The sequence below is a fragment of the Pseudomonas sp. FW215-R2 genome, from assembly GCF_058789255.1.
The window spans coordinates 316,599-341,341 of the sequence record NZ_JBYTBO010000004.1; the positions used below are offsets into that span (position 1 = coordinate 316,599).

Sequence of the window (24,743 nt, forward strand, 5' to 3'; positions counted from 1 at the left end):
GCAAAAAAAGGGCGACCTCTGAGGTCGCCCTTTTCTATTCAGCACTGATCACTTGGTGGAAATTGCACCATCCACCAGGGTTTGCGCTTCGGCCACCAGTTGCTTGAGGTGGTCGTCACCGATGAAGCTTTCAGCGTAGATCTTGTAGATGTCTTCGGTGCCCGAAGGACGCGCGGCGAACCAGCCGTTCTCGGTCATCACTTTCAGGCCGCCGATGGCCTGATCGTTGCCCGGTGCCTTGCTGAGAATGCTCTGGATCTTCTCGCCCGCCAGTTCGGTCGAAGTGACTTGCTCCGGCGACAGCTTGCTCAGCAGCGCTTTCTGCTCAGGGTTGGCCTTGGCATCGACACGCACCGAGAACGGCTCGCCCAGTTCATCGGTCAGTGCGCGGTAAGCCTGGCTTGGGTCACGGCCGGTACGGGCAGTCATTTCAGCAGCCAACAGGGCCGGGATCAGGCCGTCCTTGTCGGTGCACCAGACGCCACCGTCCTTGCGCAGGAACGATGCGCCGGCGCTTTCTTCACCGCCGAAACCGAGCGAGCCGTCGAACAGGCCGTCGGCGAACCACTTGAAGCCGACCGGTACTTCGTACAGGCGACGTCCCAGACGCTTGGCCACGCGATCGATCAGGCCACTGCTGACCACGGTTTTACCCACGGCCGCATCGGCGCGCCACTGCGGACGGTTCTGGAACAGGTAGTCGATCGACACGGCCAGATAGTTGTTCGGTGCCAACAGGCCGCCGGACGGGGTAACGATGCCGTGACGGTCGTGATCCGGATCGCAGGCGAACGCGACGTCGAAGCGCTCCTTGAGACCGATCAGGCCTTGCATGGCGTGGCTGGACGATGGGTCCATGCGGATCTGGCCATCCCAGTCGACAGTCATGAAGCGGAACGTCGAATCGACTTCCTTGTTCACTACATCGAGGTCCAGACGATAGTGCTCGGCAATGGCCGACCAGTAACGCACCCCTGCTCCACCCAGCGGATCGACACCCAGACGCAGTTTGGCACCGCGGATGGCATCGAAATCGATGACATTGATCAGGTCGGCAACGTAGGTATTCACGTAATCGTGACGATGCGTGGTTGGGGCTTTCAACGCCTGCTCGTAACCGATGCGTTTAACGCCTGCCAGTTTGTTGGCCAGCAGTTCGTTGGCCTTGGCTTCGATCCACTTGGTGATGTGGGTGTCGGCCGGGCCACCGTTGGTTGGGTTGTATTTGTAGCCACCGCTTTGTGGCGGGTTGTGCGACGGCGTGATGACGATGCCGTCAGCGAGGCCGGTGGTGCGGCCGCGGTTGTAGCAAAGAATGGCGTGGGACACTGCCGGTGTCGGGGTGTACTCATCGCCTTCGGCGATCATCACGGTCACACCGTTGGCTGCCAGCACTTCCAGGGCGCTGGCCCCGGCCGGCGTCGACAGCGCGTGGGTATCGATGCCGACAAACAGCGGACCGGTAATGCCCTGGGCTTCGCGGTACAGGCAGATCGCCTGGCTGATGGCCAGAACGTGCCACTCGTTGAAACTCAAGTCGAAGGAGCTGCCACGATGCCCGGAAGTACCAAACGCCACACGCTGGGTGGAAATCGAGGCGTCGGGTTGACCGGTGTAATACGCCGTTACCAGTCGCGGGATGTCGACCAACAACTCTGCCGGTGCCGGTTTGCCCGCAAAAGGACTGAGTGTCATGCAAAACCTCTGAAATAGAGTGGTTCAGGAAATTACAGCGGAGTTTACTGGCAGTTTGACCGTAGTGCGATGGGATCTATCCAGCGCATCCCCGATGTTTTTTAACAGCTCAGTCATCGGGGGCCAGTCGCAAGGCATCGCCAAGCAAACCGACGACGCCTGCCAGCTCCTGCCCGCTGCTGCCTATCGCGCTCAGACGCATGTGTTGCCCATGCATGCCTTGGGTACTGAACAGCTCTCCCGGCGCGATCAACACATGTTGCTTGAGCAGCCGTTGAAACACCGTGCCCATCGCCACCCGACGCGATGAACGCACCCAGACCGTCGCACCGCCCTGCGGCTCGGCGATGTGCAGTGCATCGCCCAGTCCTTCGCGCAGCAGCTCGATCAACTGTGTACGACGCTCCTTGAGCAGACGCTTTAGCACCGGTAGATGTTGATCGACACGACCGCTGGCATACAGTCGGGCAATGGCTTTCTGGCGAATCGGCGACAAGCGAAACGAACGCAGCAGAAAGTGCCGTTGCAGGTCGTTGCGCCATTGGCGAGCGAGCACATAGCCATAGGGCGCTTCGACACCGATGACCTTTTCGAACGTGGAAAACACCAATAGGCGATCGGGGTCCAGCAAGTCCCGCAGAGGTCGACTTGCGCAGTCATCGCCCAATTCACTGTAACTGTCGTTTTCCAGCACCCAGGTACCGTGGAGCCTGAGCAGGCGCGCGATGGCTTCGCGATTATCCGCAGGCGCCAGGCTGCCATGGGGCATGTTCAATTGCGACGACAGCAGGATCAGCCGTACCGGTTCGGTTTCCAGTAACGAGGCCAGATGCCATGGATCGAACTCTCCGCCGGGCTGTACCGGCAGCTCGATGACCCGCACGTCGGCAGACTGAAGCAAGCGCAATATCACCCAGTCGCAGGGAGACTCGACCACCACGGTCGTGTGACGCAGTTCAAGGACCGCGATCAGGATCTCCAGCACCCCTCTCACATCGGCACCGATATAGACATCCTCGGCATGCCAGCAATGGGTCGGTGATGAGGTATAGCGAGCGGCCAGCAGCGTGCGCAACTCCAGCTCGCCACAAGGCTGGGCCGGTGCCTGTGATGGCCGGGGATATTGGCGCATGAGCTCCCGCTCAAGCATCAGCAACGGACTGTCCAGGGGTTGAATCGAAGCCGGGTCGTCAGCACTCAATACGCGCATGCCGAGACATCTGGCGTTGACGTACACGGTTTCCAGCAGATCATTGCCTCGCCCGGGCGGCATGACCGTGGATGCCGGCTGTGCGAAATACCCGGACTTGGCCACGGAGTAGACCCGGCCTTCTCGTTCAAGCAGTGCATAGGCGTACTGAATGGTCGAAATCGACACGTTCAGCCGTTCGGCCAGTTGCCTTAACGAGGGCAGTCGGACCGCTCCTTCGCCGCCTGGCCCTTCGATCAGTTGGGTGAGATAGCGATAGACCGCCTGATAGGCGAAATCGTTTTCACGCGAGGCATTCATGAACCGGCGTCCGCAGGCATTCTCTGGTGACCGGGCGCTACGCTCACGTTCAACCTTCCGCCGTACGGTCGCCTGCGGCAACCTCGCGGTCGGCCGGACCCGGGGCGTGCGTTGCCTGATCGGCCATTTGAATGGCGTCCATGGCATACAGCCGACTGATCAGCCGCACGGGCAACCCACTGACATCGGTCATCCATTGCAGAACCTGCTCCGGCGCGTGCAATCCCTGCATCGCACGATGCAGATCCGGCATGGCCACCAGCATGCCCGGATGGCAGGTGCGCAGAAAACGTTCGAGCCCGGCTCCGCCCTCGATGAAAGGCGCGAACAAGAGACAGACCAGTTGCGCTTCATTGAGCCCGAAACTCTTTTGCAAGGATGAGGAGGCCAACGATCGATGCTCGCTGAGATCGGACAGGTTGCCGAACGTCGCCACAAACCGTTCGCAAATCTGCTCCGGCAGGTTTTTGCGACGCATCACTGCCAGGCAACGCTGCAGGTATTCCGAGACCCCGACTTCATAATCGTGACCGCCGATGTAGTTGGCTTGCAGACCGCTCAGGTAGGCCGCGACCAAGGGATCTGGCGACTCGCCGGTGCCTGGCTCGAGCAACAAATCATCCGTCTGAAACCCGAGAAAGTCGCTGAGCAAGGGCCATCGCTCCTCCATCTTGCCCACCACCATGTCATCGATGCCGATGTAATGGGTGCGCCGACAGGCTTCGAACTGACCGAGAGGACGCCACGGCAGCAGATCGGACTCTGCGTGGAGCTCGCGATAGCAGTCGCCCCCCATGCCGTCGAGCAGATTGAACAGCTCTTCGAATCCGGCCCCCCGCTTCGGCAGCGCGCCGATGCCAGCCTTCTGGGCGGCGCGATCCAGCCCCTGGAGAAAATGCTCCTGGCTGCGTGCGGAGTCGCTGCTGACCAAGGCATCGACGCCGTTGTTCCAGCGTGCGACCTGCCCGTAGAACTCGGCGGTGGCCAGGTACGCGTCGTCCCAAAGCTCCAGGCTCTCTCCCCAGCGCCGGCGGTGGCCAACCATCAGCAGATTGATGCGATTCGCCTCCCGACCATCGTCGGTGAGCGGCGCCTGATGGTTAAAAGGCAAGACCTCCCGATTGTCGATCATCAGCAGTTCTACCCTTGGGTCGTCATACAGAAACAGTGCGCTGAAACTGCGGTGCATGTTGTGCAGTGCCGAGGGCGGTGTGGCGCAACCGCGCAGGGTTGCCACCCGCAACTGAAAAGTGCCCGGAGCCCGTCCGGCGATGCTCAGTTGCGCAGCGCGCATCAGGGCCAGGCTGTAACAGCAATCCCGAGTGCCCGATTGCGTCACCAGCACCTTGAATTCGCCGATTCGATCCATGCCCCCGGCAGCCACCGCCAGTCGCTGAATCAACAGCTGCAATGCCGTGCGTTCTGCACGGGAAAAGAAACTCAGCAATCGTTGCAATACTTGCTGGTAGACATAGTTCATTGCCTGGTCATGGATCGTGCTCATCAGTACTTCACCCGATATCAAAGGTTTTATATTGCGCAACCACGAACGCCGGACGCGCAATCATTCTTCATTAATTAATAGACGCTGAAATGCTAACACTTAAGGTTTTGTAGTTATTTGAAACAGTTGGGCTCGCAATAATTCATGTTTATGACTCGCACGCCGCAAGCCCCCGCCGTTACAGGGTTTTCTCGAGAAAGAAGTTTTCCTGGGAAATTTCTTACAATGGCCTGCGCATGATGAGCACAAGAAAAAAAGAAGGGATTACGCGACCGCCCTACAGCAATTAAACAAGAATCAAGATATCGACCCTCGACAATCATTTTGTATCGCGCAGAAAAAAGAGAATGCACAGCCATAGCTCATTCCTTGAGATGAAAGTAGTCATTCAATTATCAGGGTCTGGAGGGCGATTAGAAGATACAGATCAAGAGTAAAAACCAGTTCAGTTGCTGAACGTCCCCAGGCGTCGCGCCCAGGGTTTCTCATGGTCTGAAGGATGGAACGCACAAGAGTCCGTGGGGCCACGGACTCTGATCACAACGGTCAGGCAGGTTCGACTTGCAGGGCGACCCGCTCACGGCAAGGGCATTCGTCCATGTAGCGGTGTGCTTCGACAAACTCGTTGAACGGGAAGACCCGGGTCTTGAGCGGAAGCAGCACGCGGTCGGCCGTCAACTGGTTGATGTCACGCAGGGCACGTTGCAAGGCGACGTGATCCTGGACGATGCCCAGTTCCGGCTTCCCGGTGAAGTTGCCGATGCAGTGCACGAAGAACTGGATGTTCTTCTGGAACGCTGCGCAGGCCGGGAATGGCGTCTGGTTGCCACCCTGCAGGCCATACAAAACCAGGCTGCCGCGAGGTGCCAGCACATCTCCAAGCAGCGACATCTGTGGGCCACCGAGACCGTCGAACACGACATTGACGCCACGGTTGTCGGTGATCTTGTTGATCCGCATCAACAGGTCTTCTTCTTCGGTGACGATCACTTTCTCGGCACCGAGGGACAGCAGGTATTCGCGCTCTTCCGCGGTTTTCGTGGCGGCAATCACTCGCACACCCAGCGCCTTGCCCAACTGGACAAAGGACGGACCGGCGCAATGACTGGCGTCAGTGACCAGGGCAAACTGCCCGGGTTTGACGCGTGCCAGATCGACGTAACCGAAATAGGCGATCAACAGCGGCGTGTAATGCACGCTGGCTTCGATCGGGTTCAGCACGTCCGGATAACGGGTCAGCGCCGTACGCGGCAGAACGATCAGTTCGCCATAGACCGGATAGTCATTGGGACTCTCGGCCGGAAAACTCGCCACCTTGTCACCGACAATCAGGTCTTCGACACCGTCGCCAATGGCCGTGACCACACCAGCCATTTCATGACCCAGGCCTGAAGGCAGGCGGGCCTGAGACGACGCCAGGTTCTGACGCCAGAGCGTGTCGTACCAGCTGATGCCGATCGCCTCGACACGCACCTGCACTTCGCCAGGACCTGGCTGAGCGGCCGCATGCTCTTCGCATTTGAGCACCTCGGCCGGACCAAACTTGTGAAAACGGATCGTGCGGGACATCGCAAACCTCGTCAAAGTAACCTCTAATGCCCTGAACTCTATCTGGGCTTTCCAGCCAAGACTATCAGTGGCTATTAATAGTCGACATGCCTGTCATTGATTCCGCAGTATGGCCAGCATTGAGCAAATCCATGAAAAAACTGCTGCCGCCTTCTCAGTAAAGCTGAATTACCCGGTGCAGACTACCAGCCTTTCCCCGTAAGATTCATGCCGGCCATTGTTCTCATATGGTCGCTCTCGTCAAGCTTGATGACTCTGCCAGGACTCCAGATGAATCGTAATGACCTGCGTCGTGTCGACCTGAACCTGTTGATCGTATTCGAAACGCTGATGCACGAACGCAGCGTGACCCGCGCTGCGGAGAAGCTGTTTCTCGGCCAGCCAGCGATCAGCGCGGCGCTTTCGCGCCTGCGCGGACTGTTCGACGATCCGCTATTTGTACGCACCGGGCGCAGCATGGAACCGTCTGCTCGTGCGGTGGAAATCTTCGCCCTGCTCTCGCCTGCCCTGGACTCGATTTCGACAGCGGTCAGCCGAGCAGCCGAATTCGACCCGGCCACCAGCACCTCGGTATTCCGGATCGGCTTGTCGGACGACGTCGAATTCGCGTTGTTGCCGATGCTGCTCAAGCGCCTGCGGGCCGAGGCGCCCGGGATCGTGTTGGTGGTCCGTCGCGTCAACTACATCCTGATGCCGGGCTTGCTCGCCTCCGGTGAAATCTCGATCGGCGTCAGCTACACCACCGACCTGCCGGCCAACGCCAAGCGCAAAGTCTTGCGCCGCAGCCAGCCGAAACTGCTGCGCGCCGATACGGTGCCGGGACCATTGAGCCTGGATGACTATTGCGCCCGCCCGCATGCGCTGGTGTCGTTCGCCGGCGATCTCAGTGGCTTTATCGATGAAGAACTGGAAAAGCTCGGCCGCAAACGCCACGTGGTGCTGGCCGTGCCGCAGTTCAACGGTTTGAGCACGTTGCTGGCCGGGACCGACATTGTCGCGACGGTGCCGGATTACACGGCGGATGCGCTGACGTCTGCGGGTGGTGTGCGCGCAGAAGACCCGCCGTTGCCGACACGTACGTTTGAACTGCACATGGCCTGGCGTGGGTCGCAGGATAACGATCCTGGGGAGCGTTGGTTGCGGTCACGGATTCAGATGTTTTTCGGGGATCCGGACAGCCTCTGAGAAGCCTTTCCGAAACCGCTTTGCTATCGGCAGCAAAGCGGTTCAAAAACTCAAACAGAAGCCCCGGGCCGAGCCAATCGATAGACCGACAGGCAATAAAGCAACAGCGCCAACGCCGCCAGCATCCCGCCCACCACCCCAACATAAGCAAAACCAAACTGGCTGCCCACCCAGCTCCCCATCAGTGCACCGCCACCAATGCCGATGTTGTAGATCCCCGAAAACAACGCCATCGCCACATCGGTCGCATCAGGCGCCAGCACCAGAACCTTGGACTGCAACGCCAGACCGAACCCCATGATCGCCATTCCCCAGAACAGGCTCAGCGTGCACAGGTAAGAGACCTTGCCACTCAAGGGCAGCAGCAACGCCAGGCACAACGCGAGCAACGACACGGCGACGATCAGAAAGCGCTGCGGGCTGTACCGGTGTAGCCAGCTGAACAGCAGAGACCCGAAAATCCCCGCACCGCCGAATAACAGCAGGATGAGCGTTACCGTCTCGCCACTCATGCCCGCCACGACCTGAACGAACGGTTCCACGTAGCTGTAAGCGGTGAAGTGAGCCGTCACGACCATCGCGGTCAGGATATAGATCGCTACGAGTGCAGGTCGCTTCAACAATAAAGGCAAACTTTTGAGCGACCCCGAGTTCTGGCTGGGCAGCAACGGCAAGACCCTGGCCAGCCAGAACACCAACGTAGCCGCCAGCACCGCGATCGCGATAAAGGTGGTTCGCCAGCCCATCGCCTCGCCCAATATCCGGCCGAGGGGAATGCCCAGCACCATCGCCAGGGAAGTGCCGGTTGCCAGCAAGCCCAAGGCCTGAACCTGCTTGCCCGGTGGCGCCAGACGCACGGCCAGAGAAGCCGTGATCGACCAGAACAGCGCATGCGACAACGCCACGCCGATCCGGCTCAGCAGCAGGACAGCGAAGCTGGTCGCCAGACTCGACAGGATATGACTGACGATGAACATCGCAAACAGCACGATCAACAGCGTGCGCCGCTCGACGTTGCGCGTCAGCAGCATGATCGGCAGCGAGGTCAGCGACACCACCCACGCATAGATGGTCAACATCAAACCGACCTGAGCCGACGTCATGTCGAAGCTGCTGCCGATCGAACTCAACAGCCCGACTGGGACGAACTCGGTGGTGTTGAAGACAAACGCAGCCAGTGCCAGTGCAATGACCGCATACCAATTGCCGCTGGTTGTAGTCGTGGAGTTGTTCATTTATAAGTCGTGCCCATCTGTCGTTTTTACGTACACCAATTGCCGAAAAGCCTCAGACGACAGGTGGTTCGCTGGCGACTTTACTATAAAGAAACGGCGACTTGTCCGCCGGGTGGGAAACTCTCGGCGCACACTTTCGAGTACACCCCGCTGCCCTGAACCGCAGCGCGCTTCATTGGCCTGCGTAGCGCAATCAATTGCCATACGGATATCAAGCTCCCGCATTTCTTACTCGCGAGCAATGTTGCAGTTGACCTGACATTCAGCCATGTGGATCTTCCGGCAAACCATTGAAAGCCAGAAATGCCCCCAAGACGTTACAAGGAAGTACTGATGCCCTCGCAACAAAACCACTTCACCAACCGTGCTTTTCGCTCCGTTCGTACCCTGCTTGTCGCCAGTTCCATGCTGCTGGGCAGCGGCTGCGCGATGCTCTCGAACACATTCACGCTCAAGACTGAAATGCCTGCACAATTCAATGTCTACACCACCGCGTATTACAGCGAGCTGTTCGGAGGGATATGCATATTGCCCGACGATTACGCGGGCGATCCGCAGCCTGATAGAAAAGAGTTCTATGCCGATGCCCACGCCACGCCTTTCACTTCCGAGTTCGAGATAGCGGTGAGTCGCAAGGTCGGAGATTGTTTCTTGGTGCTCAGTGGCATTGATTTCAATATTGCTGGTCACTCTGCGACAGTCGAAAAAACGATCGACACGTCCTCGGTCGGCCTCAAGGTTGAAACATTCCTTGGGGAGAATGAAAAACCGGCAACACGAATCGATGAGCAAATACTCGCCGTGCGTTGCCATTGGCAAGATCCATCGTCTGATCGTTCCCTCAAGTCCAGTCTCCAGTGCCGAGGGTTGGACGCCAATGGCAACGAACGCAAGGGGCCGGAACTGGGCATGTTGAAAAACAGACAGCTTCAAGGTCTGACGTTGCGCTTGAAGGTCAGTGTGGACGATGAGCCCAGAAACCCTGGCTCATGAGTAATGGCAAAGTGCTTAATGACAAATCCGGTAATAAAGTTTAACTTACCGCCGCCCCGACCGATGGAAGGTCGGGCACTCGCACTCAGTTAAGGAAAACGATGGCAATGGTCTATTGTCGTGCATGCGCCAAGGAGCTACACGAAACGGCGCTCACCTGCCCCCAATGCGGGGCCGCCCAACAGGCCTCAGTGCCGCAAACGCAAGCCGAAATGCCTTGGCTGGCCATCGTTTCGTTGATCCTCGGAATTATCAGCGCACTCACCCTGTTTGATGACTCCGAATGGGACAGGGACGCGATTGTCGGTGTGGGAACTCTCAGCCTCGCGGGCCTCATTTGCGGCATCGTCTGTATCAACCAAAAACACTCAGGAAGAAACCTCGCGATTGCCGGCATTGTTTTGTCAGGTATTGCCGCGTTTGTGTTGTCCTGTTTATCGATTGAATAATTTTAGGGAAAAAATATGAGCATGGTTTTCTGCCGCGGTTGCGCCAAGGAAATTAGCAGTCTGGCCGTGGCTTGCCCGCAGTGCGGGGCGCCTCAAGCAACACAACAAGTCTATGCAAGTGGCCCCGCCATCACGACGGGTAACCCATACCTCGAAGCATTGAAGAACTACGTAGTGTTTCAGGGTCGCGCCACTCGCCGTGAATACTGGATGTTCATTCTGATCAACCTTGGGGTTTCCATTGTCATCGGCGTTCTCGATGCCATGCTGAACACCAAAGGCATCCTGTACAACCTTTATAGTCTGGCAGTGTTCCTGCCGGCGCTCGCGGTAGGCGTACGCCGCATGCACGACACCGACCGCAGCGGCTGGTGGTTGTTGCTGCCAATCGTCAACATCGTGTTCCTGGCACAAGACAGCCAGCCGGGCCCGAATCGTTTTGGTCCAAACCGCAAGGGCGTCAACTGAAACACGTCGACACCTAGCTGATCGAGACGGCCCACGTGGCCGTCTCTTTGTTTCTGCAATTCACCTTTGAAAAGGTGTTGCTGCTTTTTTACTTGCCACGCAACACAGTTTTGTCATCATTTCATTTGATAGCCCCCTAACGAAAGGTGCATGCTAGAGGGCTTCGCTCGGTCTTATATCATTCCGAATGATAGTTACCTTCGTGTCATTCGATTCGTTTGCTATCAACCCGCCGAGCATCATCCGCCCATCTTCAATACATTGGCGGATGCATCCATGGAACAATCACTCAAACATTTGCGCTTCCCGTTGGCTCTGTTGGCCGTGATGGTGATGAGCGCCTGCGGCAAAGCTCCAGAGACCGCCGCCGCCATGCCTGCTGCCAAGGTCAGTGTGGCCAAGGTGCTGGAACAACCGGTCAACGAGTGGGACGAATTCACTGGGCGCCTCGAGGCGCCGGAAACCGTTGAAATCCGTCCGCGGGTCTCCGGCCAGATCGACGAAGTCGCCTTCACCGAAGGTGCACTGGTCAAGAAAGGCGACCTGCTGTTCCAGATCGACCCGCGTCCGTTCCAGGCTGAGGTTCGCCGCCTCGAAGCCCTGGTCGCCCAATCCCGCGCCAACGCCACCCGCAGTGAAAACGAAGCCGGCCGTGGCGAGCGCCTGCGTGCCAGCAACGCCATCTCCGCCGAACTGGCTGACTCGCGCACCAGCGCTGCACAAGAAGCACGTGCCGCTGTCGGCGCCCTGCAAGCGCAACTGGATCTGGCCAAACTGAACCTGAGTTTCACCCGTGTAACCTCCCCAATCAGCGGTCGCGTCAGCCGTGCCGAGATCACCGCCGGCAACCTGGTGACTGCCGACACCACTCCGCTGACCAGCGTGGTTTCCACCGACAAGGTCTACGCCTACTTTGACGCCGACGAGCGTGTGTTCCTCAAATACACCCAACTCGCCCGTCAGGGTCAGCGTGGCGCGACCACGCCGGTGTACATGGGCCTGTCCAATGAAGACGGCAACCCGCACCAGGGTCAGATGAACTTCGTCGATAACCAGGTCAACCCGAAGACCGGCACCATCCGTGGTCGCGCCGTGTTCGACAACAGCGACGGCACCTACACCCCGGGTCTGTATGCACGTCTGAAACTGGTCGGCAGCGGCACCTACAACGCCATGTTGATCAACGATGAAGCGGTCGGCACCGACCTCGGCAAGAAGTTTGTGCTGGTGATGGATGGCGACAACAAAACCGCCTACCGCGCCGTTGAACTCGGTCCGAAGATCGAAGGCCTGCGCATCGTGCGCAGCGGCCTGAACAAGGACGACACGATCATCGTCAAGGGTCTGCAACGGGTTCGCCCTGGTTCTCCGGTCACGCCTGAAGTGATCCCGATGGCCAGCGAGCAGACCATTGCTGCACTGGCTCAACAACGACAAGCGCTGGAAGCCAGCAACCTGCCCAAAGTCGCACCTGCCAAAGGCGCGTCGGGATCGGTTGTGAAACTGGCTGCTGCGACCCCACGCGGTTAAGGGACGACAACTCCGATGAATTTTTCCCAATTCTTCATTTCACGGCCGATCTTCGCAGCGGTGCTTTCGCTGTTGATCCTGATCGCCGGTGCGATCTCGCTGTTCCAGTTGCCGATCAGCGAATACCCGGAAGTCGTGCCACCGACCGTGGTGGTGCGTGCCAACTTCCCGGGTGCCAACCCTAAAGTCATCGGTGAAACCGTGGCGGCTCCACTGGAGCAGGCCATCACCGGCGTCGAGAACATGCTGTACATGTCCTCGCAGTCGACCGCTGACGGCAAGATCACCCTGACCATCACCTTCGCCCTGGGCACTGACCTGGACAACGCGCAGGTGCAGGTGCAGAACCGCGTGACCCGGACCGAGCCGAAACTTCCAGAAGAAGTGACGCGCATCGGTATCACCGTCGACAAGGCCTCGCCCGACCTGACCATGGTTGTGCACTTGACCTCGCCGGATAAACGCTACGACATGCTGTACCTGTCCAACTACGCAATCCTCAACATCAAGGATGAGCTCGCTCGCCTTGGTGGTGTCGGTGATGTGCAGCTGTTCGGTATGGGCGATTACTCGCTGCGTGTATGGCTCGATCCGAACAAGACCGCTTCGCGCAATCTGACTGCCACTGATGTCGTGACCGCCATTCGCGAGCAGAACCGTCAGGTCGCCGCCGGCCAACTGGGCGCCCCCCCTGCCCCGAATGCCCAGAGCTTCCAGTTGTCGGTCAACACTCAGGGCCGTCTGGTCTCCGAGGAAGAGTTCGAGAACATCATCATTCGCGCAGGCGACAACGGTGAAATCACGCGTCTGAAAGACATCGCCCGCGTTGAACTGGGTTCGAGCCAATACGCCCTGCGTTCGTTGCTGAACAACCAGCCTGCCGTAGCGATCCCGATCTTCCAGCGCCCGGGCTCCAACGCCATCGAAATCTCGAACGAAGTTCGCGGCAAGATGGAAGAACTGAAGAAAAGCTTCCCGCAAGGCATGGACTACAGCATCGTCTATGACCCGACGATCTTCGTGCGTGGCTCCATCGAGGCGGTGGTTCACACCCTCTTCGAAGCGCTGATCCTCGTGGTTCTGGTGGTGATCCTGTTCCTGCAGACCTGGCGTGCCTCGATCATTCCGTTGGTGGCGGTGCCGGTATCGTTGATCGGTACGTTTGCGGTGATGCACCTGTTCGGCTTCTCGCTCAACGCGCTGTCACTGTTCGGCCTGGTACTGGCGATCGGTATCGTTGTGGACGACGCCATCGTGGTGGTGGAGAACGTCGAGCGGAACATTGAACTGGGACTCAACCCCTTCGATGCGACCAAAAAGGCCATGGGTGAAGTGACCGGTCCGATCATTGCCACGGCGCTGGTGCTGTGTGCGGTGTTCGTACCCGCTGCATTCATCTCGGGCCTCACCGGTCAGTTCTACAAGCAGTTCGCCTTGACCATCGCGATCTCGACAGTGATCTCGGCCTTCAACTCGCTGACCCTGTCGCCAGCGCTGGCCGCTGTGTTGCTCAAAGGTCACGACGCACCGAAAGACCGCTTCTCCAAAGTGCTGGACAAGATCTTCGGTGGCTGGCTGTTCCGTCCGTTCAACCGCTTCTTCGACCGCGCCAGCCATGGCTACGTCGGCACCGTGCGCCGGGTTATCCGTGGCAGCGGCATCGCCCTCTTCCTGTACGCAGGCCTGATGGTGCTGACCTTCTTCGGTTTCTCCAGCACCCCGACCGGTTTCGTGCCCGGCCAGGACAAGCAATACCTGGTGGCCTTCGCGCAACTGCCGGACGCCGCGAGCCTGGACCGCACCGAAGACGTGATCAAGCGCATGTCCGACCTGGCCCTGAAACAGCCGGGCGTGGAAAGCGCCGTAGCGTTCCCGGGTCTGTCGATCAACGGCTTCACCAACAGCCCGAACGCCGGCATCGTGTTCGTGACCCTCAAACCGTTCGACGAGCGTAAAGACCCGAGCATGTCCGCCGGTGCGATTGCCGGTGCCTTGAACGGCCAGTACGCCGGGATCCAGGAAGCCTACATGGCGATCTTCCCGCCGCCGCCGGTACAAGGTCTGGGCACCATTGGTGGTTTCCGCCTGCAAATCGAAGACCGGGGCAACCTTGGCTACGACGAGCTGTACAAGGAAACCATGAACATCATCACCAAGAGCCACAGCGTGCCTGAACTGGCCGGGCTGTTCACCAGCTACACCGTGAACGTGCCACAGGTCGATGCTGCCATCGACCGCGAAAAAGCCAAGACCCACGGCGTGGCCGTCAGCGACATCTTCGACACCCTGCAGATCTACCTGGGTTCGCTGTATGCCAACGACTTCAACCGCTTCGGTCGCACCTATCAGGTCAACGTTCAGGCTGAACAGCAGTTCCGCCTCGAATCCGACCAGATCGGCCAGCTGAAAGTACGCAACAACAAGGGCGAAATGATCCCGCTGGCGACCTTCATCAAGGTCAGCGACACCTCGGGTCCGGATCGCGTGATGCACTACAACGGCTTCATCACCGCTGAAATCAACGGTGCCGCAGCCCCAGGCTACAGCTCCGGCCAGGCCGAAAAAGCCATCGAGAAACTGCTCAAGGATGAACTTCCGAACGGCATGACCTACGAGTGGACCGACCTGACCTACCAGCAGATTCTGTCCGGCAACACCGCGCTGTTCGTGTTCCCGCTCTGCGTACTGCTGGCGTTCCTGGTGCTCGCCGCTCAATACGAAAGCTGGAGCCTGCCACTGGCGGTGATCCTGATCGTACCGATGACCCTGCTGTCGGCTATTACCGGTGTGATCATCTCTGGCGGTGACAACAACATCTTCACCCAGATCGGCCTGATCGTACTGGTGGGCCTGGCGTGCAAGAACGCGATTCTGATCGTCGAGTTCGCCAAGGACAAACAGCAAGAAGGTCTCGACCCGCTGGCCGCTGTACTGGAAGCCTGCCGTCTGCGTCTGCGGCCGATCCTGATGACCTCGTTCGCGTTCATCATGGGTGTGGTGCCACTGGTGTTCTCCAGCGGTGCCGGTGCCGAGATGCGTCATGCCATGGGTGTGGCGGTGTTCTCCGGGATGCTCGGCGTGACCTTTTTCGGTCTGCTGCTGACGCCGGTGTTCTATGTGCTGATCCGCAACTTCGTGGAACGCGGTGAGGCTCGCAAAGCGGCCAAGTCCCTGAAACTGGAGGCGCAACAATGAGTCTGAAAGTCTTCCTGCCGAGCCTGCTGGTACTGGCCTTGAGCGCCTGTGCAGTCGGTCCCGACTACAAGACCCCAGCCACGGAGGCGGCCAACATCACGGCCGCCACCGACGGCGCCGCCGGCCAGAAGAACTTTGACCGTTCGAAGTTCGAAGGCATCTGGTGGCAGCAGTTCGACGATCCGACCCTCAACCAGTTGGTGACTCAATCGCTGCAAGGCAACCGCCAACTGCGCGTGGCGTTCGCCCGCTGGAAAGCTGCACGGGCGATCCGCGACGACGTCAGCAACGACGCCATGCCGACTATCACCAGCCGCGCCAGCAGCGATCTGGCCAAGGGTCAGATTCCCGGCCAGACCACCAAACGGGTCAACAGCGAACGCTATGACCTGGGTCTGGACATGGCCTGGGAAATCGATCTGTTTGGCCGCATCCAGCGCAATCTGGAAGCCAGCGACGCTGACCAGCAGGCTGCCGAAGCCGATCTGTACCAGCTGCAAGTCACCATGATTGCCGAACTGGTGGACGCTTACGGTCAACTGCGCGGTGCACAACTGCGGGAAAAGATCGCCGTGGCCAACCTGGAGAACCAACAGGAGTCGCGCAAGATCACCATCAGCCTGCGTGACGCCGGCGTGGGTGATCAGCTCGATGTCGAACGTGCCGATGCGCGTCTGGCATCGGTCGAAGCCAGCGTGCCGCAATTGCAGGCCGAACAGGTTCGCCAGAAAAACCGCATCGCTACCCTGTTGGGCGAGCGTCCGGACAAGCTGACCGTCGACCTGAGCCCGAAAGACTTGCCAGCCATCGCCAAGGCATTGCCGATCGGCAATCCAGGCGAACTGTTGCAACGTCGTCCGGACATTCTCAGCGCCGAACGCAAACTGGCTTCCGCCACGGCACGTATCGGTGTGGCCAAGGCCGACCTGTTCCCACGGGTCAGCCTCAGCGGTTTCCTCGGCTGGACGGCCGGGCGTGGTTCGCAGATCGGTTCCTCGGCGGCCAACGCCTGGGCACTAGGCCCGAGCATCACCTGGGCGGCGTTCGACCTTGGCAGCGTGCGGGCCCGTTTGCGTGGCGCCGACGCCGATGCCGAAGGCGCACTGGCGACCTACGAGCAGCAAGTGCTGCTGGCTCTGGAAGAATCGGAAAACGCTTTCAGCGATTACGGCAAACGCCAGCAACGGTTGATCTCGCTGATCCGCCAGAGCGAATCAAGCCGCAAGGCTGCCGATCTGGCTGAAATCCGCTATCGCGAAGGCACCACGGATTTCCTCGTGCTGCTCGACGCCCAGCGTGAACGTTTGAACGCCGAAGACAGTCAGGCCCAGGCCGAAGTCGATCTGTATCGCGGTATTGTCGCGATCTACAAGGCCCTCGGCGGCGGCTGGCAGCCAGAAACGGTTGCCAGCAAGTAACAGTTTTTTAAAGAGCTCCTTTGGTTGGCCGCAACCAACCAAATTCTTTGCCCCGCGTATCATTCGGTCGCGGGGCTTTTTTGTGCCTGTCTTTCATGGTTCTCCAGCACCGTGACGGTGGCGGTGGTGCCTGCCCTCAATCGGTCCTTGCCCGCGTAATCCGGGTCGATGCCGATCCGCACCGGCACCCGCTGTGCAAGCTTTACCCACGTGTAGCTGGGGTTGATGTTGGCCAGCAATCGACTGCCCGGTGCGTTTTCCCGATCGGCAATGGCGAAGGCGATGCTTTGCACCGTGCCGCCAAACTTTTCGCCGCTCATCAATTCAATCCGCACGCGATCACCCTCCTCGATCCTTGGCAGTTTGGTTTCCTCGAAATAGCCACTGACATAGAACGAGTCGCTGTCGACCAGTGCCAGCAACGCTCCGCCGGCCACCGCGTAATCCCCCTGACGGGTCAACAGGTTGGTGACATAGCCGCTGACCGGCGATTCGACACGGGTACGCTGCAAGTCCAGCTCGGCCTGAGTCAGTGCTGCAATCGCCAATTGCACGTTGGCTTGCGCCAGACCCAGATTGGCCTGGTTGCGCAGCAAATCAGCCTGGGCCACGGCCACTTCGGTACTGGACTTTTCCCATTCTTCCCCGGAAATCGCAAAGCCCTGCTTGAGCGTGCGCCTGCGCCGTTCTTCGCTCTCGCGTTGCTTGAGCAAGGCCTCGCTGGCGACGATGGCGGCCCGGGATTGGCCGAGCGTGGCCCTGGCCACTTCGACCGAACGCCTGGCATGTTCAACCGCCAGGCTGTAGCGAGCCGGATCGATCTCCAGCAGCAATTGGCCCTTGTCGACATGCTGGTTGTCCTGCACCGCCAGACTGACGATACGCCCCGAGACATCCGCCGACAGGGTCACGACATCCGCCCTCACCCGCGCATCCCGTGTCCATGGGGCTCGGGTGTAATGCTCCCAGGCGAACCAGCCGAGCACGATTGCCAGCAACACCACTGCCAATGTCGTCAATCGAGTGAGCAACGTCTTCAAGGCATCAGGCTCCCATCAACAAAATCAATGTGGCGCAAACACAGGCGTACAACGCCCCTTCGAACAGCGCTTCATGCCAGACCAGACGCAGCACGCCGAGGCGGCGCAATACCCAGTCCAGCAATAGAAAGACCGGGATGGCCAGAATCAGGGCCTGAGCAATGGGTGGCAGGTAGACGCCACCGACCTCGAAATCAATGGGCAAGGGCCGGTACTCCTTCAGGGACGTTGTGTTGCAGATACTCACCGTGACGCTCAAGAAACGAGACGACGATCAACAAAGCAACGCGCATACGAAACACGGACCACAGGTGTTCATGCGTCGCGGCATGCAGGTCATCCAACTGATCACCGAGCGCGTGCAGCGTCGTCAGCAAGGCTGGCAGGTGCACATCCGGACGGCCAGCGGCAAAGCGGCCGGTCTGGCGCAAGGCGGCCATCAGTTGCTGGCCGAAAGCGTCCGTGAGCAAGGCGTTACCCTGCACCTGTTGCCTGAGCTGGTGGATGGCCACGCCGAGTGCCACACAGGCAAGACTGATTTCATATCGTCGTTGCATATCCGGATCATTGGCTGCCGGCAACAGCCCCAGCATCGTTGTCAGGCGATCGACCATGCGGCTTTCGAACGTGAATTGCTGTTCGTCTGTAGCGGGCACTTTCGTCAGTTGATACACCTGCTCCCGCGCTTCGTTGTAGAACCGGCGGATTCGCAACACCGGGCGGAACGGAAAGATCCAGGCATAAACGATCAGGGCCAACATCGCCGCACTGACGTAGGCACCGGCAAACTCGAACCATTGGATGGCGGTGTTCTGCCCGGTGCCGACGTTCTGTGGACCGAGCATCAGGAAACTCGACAATCCCAGCCCCATGCCGATGCCCGCCGTGGCCGGACTGGCCAGTCCGACCGCAATCACATAGAGCAGAGGCGCCAGCAACAGCGCCAGCCATTCGAAGTCGTTGACCGCCGGCACCAGCATGAACTGATACAGCGCCGAAACCACCAGTGCCAGGCCCAATCCCCGGGCGTAGCTCTGTGCGGCGATCAAGGGGCGCGGGAACGTTGCCATCAGTGAACACAGAATTCCCACCAGAATCATTCCGCCACGTGCACCGTCCCACGCCGTTTCGATCCAGATCAGCCCGGCCACCAGCAGTGCGCTGAAGGCCCGGATGGCGTTCATGGCTGCCAGGGTGAAATCCAGGTGCAGCGGACTGGACTGGCCGCGAAACATGCAACTGGCCTCCCGTCCTTCCTGTATCGCTTCGCTCAGTTCGAGGATCTGCTCCAGTTGTTGCAGCAACCGCGCCTGCTCCCAACGCAGTGCCCATGCCAGCGAACGCAAGGTCGCACTCATGTCTTCGGTCAACTGTTCAGCCCTGTAGGCCAGCGCTTCGAATTGTTGCTGCAGGACAACCAGCTGGTGCCGCATGTCTTCCGGCAGTGAACGCCCGTACTGTGCCAATTGATCGAGAAACGCCAGCTCATCGGCACGCAAACGCTGGACCTCGAGCGGCAGATCGCCGTCCCAGCGCGCGGTCAGCAACTGGCGCTGATGACGCAGGGCAGTCAGGCGCGATGTCAGCAGCATCAGTTGATTGCCCAGCATCAACACCAGGTTGTTGGCACTGCGCAGGCGCGGGGCATCGAAATACAGATGGCGACGCAAGCCTTCCAGCGCACTGATTTCTCCGAGCAGCTGCATTTGTCGGCGCTGGAATTCGGCTTCGCTTTCTTCGGTACGAATCACTGCGGCGGCATGGGTGGCAACCAGTTTGATGACCTGATCGACTTTGGCGAAGTAGTTGCGCGAAACCGCCTCGGGACGGGCCGTGAGCAGACTGACAACACAGACGCAGGCCACCGCCAGCAAGGTTTCAGTGACCCGGGTGACCGCCAGCAGAAAGGTGCCGTCCTGATCCGGGATTGCCAGCAGCGCCACCACCACGGCGGTGTAGCCACTGAGCACGAACGCCTGGGAACTGGTGTAGCGCAGCAACGTGCCGCCAGCCGTGCACAGGGCCAGCCACAGCGCCAGGGTTGTGATGAACGGCAAAGGTGCCTGAGGAAAAATCGCCATGATCAGCACCGCCACAGCAGCGCCAAGGGTAGTGCCAATGACCTGACCGAAACTGCGGGCCAACGCCATCCCCGCCAGTGGCTGACTGATGATGACCACGGCCATGATCGACCACTTGGGTTGATCCAGATCGAACAGGAACGCCAGGTACAGCGTCAGTAGCCCGGCCGCAATGGTGCGCAGGCCAAACAGCAGCACTGCCTGACCAGGGTGGATCACGGCCTTGAAATAATTGAACAGGGCTTGCATGAATGCGCTCGTCAAAGGAACTTCACCAAGCGTAGTCACTGCATTGAGAGCTGGCCGACTTCCGGGGCCGACAGATGTTGTAGGGCTATTCATCAATGGTGGTCGGTCATATCGGGCACAGTGTTTGACTCACGGCTTCAGCTGACCGAAGCTTGCCCCCTCTGCGTCAATATAAAAGCTTCGGATACCTGCATGCCTCAGTCCCGCCGCTACTTGTTCATCAGTCTTGGCCTCGTGCTTGTCCTCCTGGTTGGATGGCTGTCCCTGCGCAGCACCGCGCCCGTGGTGCCGGAGGCCATCAAGCATGGTTTCAGTGAAGCGCTGGCCGCCGCACGAGCCGGTCAACCGGGCGCGGCGCGGGTTTTGTACCAACAGCTGGGGCGTCCGGACCTGTCGGTCAAGCGGCGTGTCTGGCTGCACGCCGAACTGCCGAACTACCCGAGCCCGCAAGCGTTGAAACTGGCCGATGCCGATCTGCAGAACGAATCCCCGGATGTACGAATGGCGGCGATCAGGAGCGTGACCGGCCTGGTGCCGGGCGGCCAGCGCAGTCTGTTGCTCGGCCCGTTGCTCGACGATGAGGATCAGGACGTTCGATTTACCGCGATCAACGCTCTGCTCGGCTTGTCCCCCGATCAGTTGGGCCTGTATTTCGCGCCGTTGCAGCAAGGCATCGACGTGTGGGAGCAGGCACTCAAGAGCCAGCCGGAAAGCGCCGCCAACTACGCGCAACTGGCACGTCTGTATCTGCACAATGCCGAGCTCAAGCAGGCACAGGATGCTCTTGAGCAAACCCTGCGCCTGGATCCCGCCAACCTGCCGGCGCTGGTGATGCAGATCGAAGTGCTTGACCGTCAGGGCCAGAGTGACGCCGCCCGACAACTGCTGGCCCAACAATTGAAGGCTCAGCCGGATTCCGCCTATCTGCAACATGCACTGGGCCTGTGGTTGCTACATCACGATCAACGCGAATTCGCCCTGCTCGGCCTGTCCAAAGCCGTGGAGCTGGAGCCCGACAACAAGGACTATCGCTACGACCTCGCCACCACCCTGCACAGCGCCGAGGAACTGGAAGCGGCGCAGAAACAGTTGCAGGAAATCGTCCAGCGTCATCCGGCCGACCGCAAGGCGCGAGTGCTGCTGATCAATTACTGGAAGGAAAGTGGCCAATTGCAGAACGTGCAGGTTCTGCTGGCCCAACTCGAACAGATGAATCCGGACGATCCGTCGTTGCAGCAAGGTCTTTGAACGAGGTCAGACGCCTCCCGCAAGAAATTCGGAACCGCTCTCGCGACGAAGGGTCAAGTAATCAGGCAGCCCAGAATGGCGTACACCGCCCGCTGCCTCGTTTCCCCTAGTCATGAGAGGGCATTTTTTGTCTACATCGAACGAGTTGATCAGCGCAAAAGCCGCCACAGGCATCGAAGGGATGGACGACATTCTGGCCGGTGGTTTGTCTCGCGGTCATGTGTTCCTGCTGGAGGGCGAGCCCGGTACCGGTAAAACCACGGTGGCGTTGCATTTTCTTCTGGCCGGCGCCCGGGCCGGCGAGCGCTCGCTGTACATCACGCTGTCCGAAACCGAGCGCGAACTGCGCCAGGGTGCGCTCTCCCACGGCTGGGACCTGAACGAAAACATCGAGATTTTCGAGCTGACACCGCCGGAAAGCCTGCTCAACGCCGAGCATCAGCAGAGCCTGCTGTATTCCTCTGATCTTGAGCTGGGCGAAGCCACCAAACAGATTTTCGAAGTGGTCGAGCGCTTCAAACCGACCCGCGTGGTGCTCGACAGCCTGTCGGAGATCCGCCTGCTGGCGCAAAGCTCCCTGCGTTATCGCCGCCAGATCCTGGCGATCAAGCACTACTTCGTGCGGTATGACGCGACGGTATTGTTGCTGGACGACCTGACGACAGAGTCCCTCGACAAAACCGTGCACAGCGTGGCCCATGGTGTCATCCGCCTCGAAGAGTTGACCCCCAATTACGGCGCCGAACGCCGACGTGTGCGGGTGATCAAGTACCGCGGCCAGAAATATCGCGGCGGTTTTCACGACTTCACCATCATGGGCGATGGCGTGCATGTCTTTCCGCGTCTGGTGGCGGCCGAACATCGGGGCGATTACCCGCGTCTGCAATTGACCAGTGGCATCCACGAAATGGACGCGCTGCTGGGCGGCGGGATCGAAACCGGCTCCAGCACGTTGATTCTCGGCCCGGCCGGTACCGGCAAATCGCTGATTTCGATGATCTTCGCTGCCGCTGCGGTCACGCGTGGCGAGAAGGCGGCACTGTTCATTTTCGATGAAGAACTGGGGCTGCTGTTCGAGCGCATGAAGAACATCGGCATCGACCTCAAGGCCCTGCAAGCCACCGGCAATCTGCTGATCGAGCAAGTCGACGCCGCCGAACTGTCTCCCGGCGAGTTCTCTCACCGGGTACGACGCTGCGTTGATGAAGCCGACATCAAGACCGTAGTGATCGACAGCATCAACGGCTATCAGGCCGCGATGCCGGAAGAAAACGCGCTGGTCCTGCACATGCACGAACTGCTGCTGTACCTGAACCGCAAAGGCGCCGCGACCTTCATGACCGTCGCCCAGCACGGTCTGGTCGGCGACATGCAGGCGCCGGTGGACATCACGTATCTGGCCGACACCGTGATCCTGTTGCGCTACTTCGAAGCCCTCGGCAAGGTGCGTCGGGCGATTTCGATCATCAAGAAACGCACCGGCAGCCACGAATCGACCATCCGTGAATACCGTATTTCCGCCCAGGGCATGACCATCGGCGAGCCACTGGAAGCCTTCCAGGGGGTGCTGCGCGGTGTGCCCACGTACCTCGGCGCGAGCAATCCGCTGCTCAAGGAAGACAACTTGTGACCGTCACCGTCCCGCTGTCCGAACGGGCGCTGATCCTCGCGCCCCTGGGTCGCGACAGCCAGATTGCGCTGATGATCCTCAACGAGGCCGGTTACGGCGGTCTCATCACGTCCGGCCTGGGGCATCTGTGCGCCGAACTGGAACCCGGCGCCGGTCTGCTGCTGATCGCCGCCGAGGCCCTGAATGGCCCGGACCTGGAAGGCCTGCTGGCCTACCTGAAGCAACAACCGGCGTGGTCGGATCTGCCGATCGTCCTGCTCACCCATCACGGTGGGTCCGAACAAGGCCCCTCCTCGCGACTCAGTGAATTGCTGGGCAACGTGACATTCCTTGAACGCCCTTTCCATCCGGCGACCTTGATCAGTCTGGTCACGACTGCCCTGCGCGGGCGACGACGACAGTACGAAGCCCGCGACCGTCTGATTGATCTGAGCGAAAGCGAGCGACGCCTGCAATCGACCCTCGAAACCCTTGAGCAACAAGTCGAGGAACGCACGGCGCAACTGCGGCACAACGAAGAAGCCCTGCGCCAGTCGCAGAAGATGGAAGCGGTCGGCCAGCTCACCGGCGGTATCGCTCACGACTTCAACAATATGCTGACCGGGATTATCGGCAGTCTCGAATTGCTGCGCCGGCGACTGGCTCGTGGACGGACTGAAGATCTCGACAGCCTGATCGATCTCGGCGTGACATCAGCCAACCGTGCCGCCGGCCTGACTCACCGTTTGCTGGCGTTTTCCCGGCGACAGTCGCTGGACTCCAAAGCGGTGCAGATGAATGACCTGGTGCAATCGATGGGCGAATTGCTGCAACGCAGCCTCAACGAAAGCATCCAGCTGGATATGCGTCTACATGAACAATTGTGGGTGGCCGAAGCCGACCCCAATCAACTGGAAAGCGCCCTGCTCAACCTGGTGATCAACGCTCGGGATGCGATGCCCGACGGCGGCAATCTGGTAGTCGAAACCGGTAATCAGGTGTTGGATCGCGACTACACCGCGACCTATAGCAATCTTGAGCCCGGTGATTACGTCGTCTTGAGCGTGACCGACAATGGTTGCGGCATGCCGGAAAGTGTCATCAATCGCGCATTCGACCCGTTTTTCACCACCAAGCCGATCGGCCAGGGCACGGGGTTGGGCCTGTCGATGATCTATGGCTTCAGCAAGCAATCCGGTGGACATGTGTCGATCGACAGCAAGATCGATCAAGGCACCACGGTCAAACTTTATCTGCCGCGTTTCCAGGGCGAGTCACTGCCTCACGCGCCAGCAGACACGGAGCAGGCGCCGAACGCCGTGGAAGGCGAAACCGTCTTGATCGTCGAAGACGACCCGGCCGTACGCGTGCTGGTCAGCGCGGTGTTGAGTGAGTTGGGTTATGGCTTTGTCGAAGCCAGCGACGCCGACGGCGCGGTGCCGATCCTGGATTCGGCGCAGCGCATTGATCTGTTGATCAGTGATGTCGGCCTGCCAGGCATGAACGGCCGGCAACTGGCGGAAATCGGCCGGCAATACCGGCCAGAGCTGAAAGTCCTGTTCATCACCGGTTACGCCGAGCACGCCGCGGTACGCGGCGGGTTTCTCGACCCGGGCATGCAGATGATCACCAAACCGTTCACCTTCGATCTGTTGACGGCGAAGGTGCGGGAGATGATTCGCGGGTAGCGCTTTGCTCCTTGTCCATCCTGACAGACGGTAACTTTCCATAAGCGGCCAACTGTGCAGCATAGGCCGTTTTTTCA

The 24,743-nt window shown here is 59.6% G+C and carries 18 protein-coding genes; 10 read left to right on the plus strand and 8 right to left on the minus strand.

Going from position 1 to position 24,743, the window contains the following annotated elements:
- Positions 1-48: 48 nt before the first annotated feature.
- The 4 genes from pgm to AC3WRD_RS08200 form a co-directional block, all read right to left on the minus strand.
- Complete coding sequence (pgm, locus tag AC3WRD_RS08185) at positions 49-1,695, minus strand: phosphoglucomutase (alpha-D-glucose-1,6-bisphosphate-dependent) (protein WP_102619841.1); 1,647 nt, start codon at positions 1,693-1,695, stop codon at positions 49-51.
- A 109-nt stretch (positions 1,696-1,804) separates the two neighbouring features.
- Positions 1,805-3,205 carry an aminotransferase-like domain-containing protein gene (locus AC3WRD_RS08190; protein WP_102619840.1) on the minus strand — a complete coding sequence of 467 codons (1,401 nt, stop codon included), beginning with the start codon at positions 3,203-3,205 and terminating at the stop codon, positions 1,805-1,807.
- A gap of 49 nt (positions 3,206-3,254) precedes the next feature.
- Positions 3,255-4,709: a hypothetical protein gene (locus AC3WRD_RS08195; protein ID WP_102619839.1), complete on the minus strand. Its 1,455-nt coding sequence runs from the start codon at positions 4,707-4,709 to the stop codon at positions 3,255-3,257.
- Positions 4,710-5,255: 546 nt separating this feature from the next.
- The gene (locus tag AC3WRD_RS08200; RefSeq protein ID WP_085731020.1) at positions 5,256-6,278 is read right to left on the minus strand and encodes a zinc-dependent alcohol dehydrogenase family protein; all 1,023 of its coding nucleotides are present in this window, start codon (positions 6,276-6,278) and stop codon (positions 5,256-5,258) included.
- A gap of 270 nt (positions 6,279-6,548) precedes the next feature.
- Here AC3WRD_RS08200 and AC3WRD_RS08205 point away from each other — a divergent pair, with 270 nt between their 5' ends.
- Positions 6,549-7,463, plus strand: coding sequence for a LysR family transcriptional regulator (locus tag AC3WRD_RS08205; protein ID WP_085709803.1), 915 nt, complete (start codon positions 6,549-6,551; stop codon positions 7,461-7,463).
- A gap of 50 nt (positions 7,464-7,513) precedes the next feature.
- On the opposite strand, the gene AC3WRD_RS08210 is transcribed toward AC3WRD_RS08205, so the two are convergent.
- Entirely contained in the window at positions 7,514-8,698 is a 1,185-nt protein-coding gene (locus AC3WRD_RS08210) for a sugar transporter (protein WP_102619838.1), read from the minus strand.
- A gap of 333 nt (positions 8,699-9,031) precedes the next feature.
- Between AC3WRD_RS08210 and AC3WRD_RS08215 the strand changes: the two genes are divergently transcribed.
- The 6 genes from AC3WRD_RS08215 to AC3WRD_RS08240 all read left to right on the plus strand — a co-directional run bounded on the left by AC3WRD_RS08215 (position 9,032) and on the right by AC3WRD_RS08240 (position 16,751).
- Positions 9,032-9,691, plus strand: a complete 660-nt coding sequence (locus tag AC3WRD_RS08215) for a hypothetical protein (protein WP_102619837.1) — start codon at positions 9,032-9,034, stop codon at positions 9,689-9,691.
- Between the two features lie 101 nt (positions 9,692-9,792).
- Entirely contained in the window at positions 9,793-10,140 is a 348-nt protein-coding gene (locus AC3WRD_RS08220) for a DUF4190 domain-containing protein (RefSeq protein WP_096820381.1), read from the plus strand.
- Between the two features lie 15 nt (positions 10,141-10,155).
- Complete coding sequence (locus tag AC3WRD_RS08225; RefSeq protein ID WP_096820380.1) at positions 10,156-10,608, plus strand: DUF805 domain-containing protein; 453 nt, start codon at positions 10,156-10,158, stop codon at positions 10,606-10,608.
- 276 nt (positions 10,609-10,884) lie between these two features.
- Complete coding sequence (gene mexE / locus AC3WRD_RS08230) at positions 10,885-12,138, plus strand: multidrug efflux RND transporter periplasmic adaptor subunit MexE (protein ID WP_096820379.1); 1,254 nt, start codon at positions 10,885-10,887, stop codon at positions 12,136-12,138.
- A 15-nt stretch (positions 12,139-12,153) separates the two neighbouring features.
- The gene (locus tag AC3WRD_RS08235; protein WP_102619836.1) at positions 12,154-15,333 is read left to right on the plus strand and encodes an efflux RND transporter permease subunit; all 3,180 of its coding nucleotides are present in this window, start codon (positions 12,154-12,156) and stop codon (positions 15,331-15,333) included.
- Positions 15,330-16,751 (plus strand): efflux transporter outer membrane subunit, encoded by a 1,422-nt coding sequence (locus AC3WRD_RS08240; RefSeq protein ID WP_096820377.1) that lies wholly within the window; start codon positions 15,330-15,332, stop codon positions 16,749-16,751. Before AC3WRD_RS08235 ends, AC3WRD_RS08240 begins: the two co-directional genes overlap by 4 nt.
- Before the next feature lie 59 nt (positions 16,752-16,810).
- Here the strand turns inward: AC3WRD_RS08240 and AC3WRD_RS08245 are convergent, their stop codons facing one another.
- The 3 genes from AC3WRD_RS08245 to AC3WRD_RS08255 are packed head-to-tail and all read right to left on the minus strand — an operon-like array spanning position 16,811 to position 20,121.
- Positions 16,811-17,791 carry an HlyD family secretion protein gene (locus AC3WRD_RS08245; RefSeq protein ID WP_102619835.1) on the minus strand — a complete coding sequence of 327 codons (981 nt, stop codon included), beginning with the start codon at positions 17,789-17,791 and terminating at the stop codon, positions 16,811-16,813.
- A 4-nt stretch (positions 17,792-17,795) separates the two neighbouring features.
- Positions 17,796-17,996, minus strand: coding sequence for a DUF1656 domain-containing protein (locus tag AC3WRD_RS08250; RefSeq protein WP_096820375.1), 201 nt, complete (start codon positions 17,994-17,996; stop codon positions 17,796-17,798).
- The gene (locus AC3WRD_RS08255; RefSeq protein ID WP_102619834.1) at positions 17,986-20,121 is read right to left on the minus strand and encodes an FUSC family protein; all 2,136 of its coding nucleotides are present in this window, start codon (positions 20,119-20,121) and stop codon (positions 17,986-17,988) included. The genes AC3WRD_RS08250 and AC3WRD_RS08255 overlap by 11 nt, the downstream gene beginning before the upstream one ends.
- Positions 20,122-20,313: 192 nt before the next feature.
- On the opposite strand from AC3WRD_RS08255, the gene AC3WRD_RS08260 reads away from it, so the two are divergent.
- The 3 genes from AC3WRD_RS08260 to AC3WRD_RS08270 all read left to right on the plus strand — a co-directional run bounded on the left by AC3WRD_RS08260 (position 20,314) and on the right by AC3WRD_RS08270 (position 24,666).
- Positions 20,314-21,369, plus strand: coding sequence for a tetratricopeptide repeat protein (locus AC3WRD_RS08260; RefSeq protein WP_102619833.1), 1,056 nt, complete (start codon positions 20,314-20,316; stop codon positions 21,367-21,369).
- 127 nt (positions 21,370-21,496) lie between these two features.
- Entirely contained in the window at positions 21,497-22,999 is a 1,503-nt protein-coding gene (locus AC3WRD_RS08265; protein ID WP_102619832.1) for an ATPase domain-containing protein, read from the plus strand.
- Complete coding sequence (locus AC3WRD_RS08270) at positions 22,996-24,666, plus strand: ATP-binding protein (RefSeq protein WP_102619831.1); 1,671 nt, start codon at positions 22,996-22,998, stop codon at positions 24,664-24,666. The genes AC3WRD_RS08265 and AC3WRD_RS08270 overlap by 4 nt, the downstream gene beginning before the upstream one ends.
- Positions 24,667-24,743 lie beyond the last annotated feature (77 nt).

What these genes read in the sequence shown, in the direction of transcription:
- pgm (WP_102619841.1), bottom strand. Translation starts at nt 1,695, where the DNA reads ATGACACTCAGTCCTTTTGCGGGCAAACCGGCACCGGCAGAGTTGTTG.
- AC3WRD_RS08190 (WP_102619840.1), bottom strand. Translation starts at nt 3,205, where the DNA reads ATGAATGCCTCGCGTGAAAACGATTTCGCCTATCAGGCGGTCTATCGC.
- AC3WRD_RS08195 (WP_102619839.1), bottom strand. Translation starts at nt 4,709, where the DNA reads ATGAGCACGATCCATGACCAGGCAATGAACTATGTCTACCAGCAAGTA.
- AC3WRD_RS08200 (WP_085731020.1), bottom strand. Translation starts at nt 6,278, where the DNA reads ATGTCCCGCACGATCCGTTTTCACAAGTTTGGTCCGGCCGAGGTGCTC.
- AC3WRD_RS08205 (WP_085709803.1), top strand. Translation starts at nt 6,549, where the DNA reads ATGAATCGTAATGACCTGCGTCGTGTCGACCTGAACCTGTTGATCGTA.
- AC3WRD_RS08210 (WP_102619838.1), bottom strand. Translation starts at nt 8,698, where the DNA reads ATGAACAACTCCACGACTACAACCAGCGGCAATTGGTATGCGGTCATT.
- AC3WRD_RS08215 (WP_102619837.1), top strand. Translation starts at nt 9,032, where the DNA reads ATGCCCTCGCAACAAAACCACTTCACCAACCGTGCTTTTCGCTCCGTT.
- AC3WRD_RS08220 (WP_096820381.1), top strand. Translation starts at nt 9,793, where the DNA reads ATGGCAATGGTCTATTGTCGTGCATGCGCCAAGGAGCTACACGAAACG.
- AC3WRD_RS08225 (WP_096820380.1), top strand. Translation starts at nt 10,156, where the DNA reads ATGAGCATGGTTTTCTGCCGCGGTTGCGCCAAGGAAATTAGCAGTCTG.
- mexE (WP_096820379.1), top strand. Translation starts at nt 10,885, where the DNA reads ATGGAACAATCACTCAAACATTTGCGCTTCCCGTTGGCTCTGTTGGCC.
- AC3WRD_RS08235 (WP_102619836.1), top strand. Translation starts at nt 12,154, where the DNA reads ATGAATTTTTCCCAATTCTTCATTTCACGGCCGATCTTCGCAGCGGTG.
- AC3WRD_RS08240 (WP_096820377.1), top strand. Translation starts at nt 15,330, where the DNA reads ATGAGTCTGAAAGTCTTCCTGCCGAGCCTGCTGGTACTGGCCTTGAGC.
- AC3WRD_RS08255 (WP_102619834.1), bottom strand. Translation starts at nt 20,121, where the DNA reads ATGCAAGCCCTGTTCAATTATTTCAAGGCCGTGATCCACCCTGGTCAG.
- AC3WRD_RS08260 (WP_102619833.1), top strand. Translation starts at nt 20,314, where the DNA reads ATGCCTCAGTCCCGCCGCTACTTGTTCATCAGTCTTGGCCTCGTGCTT.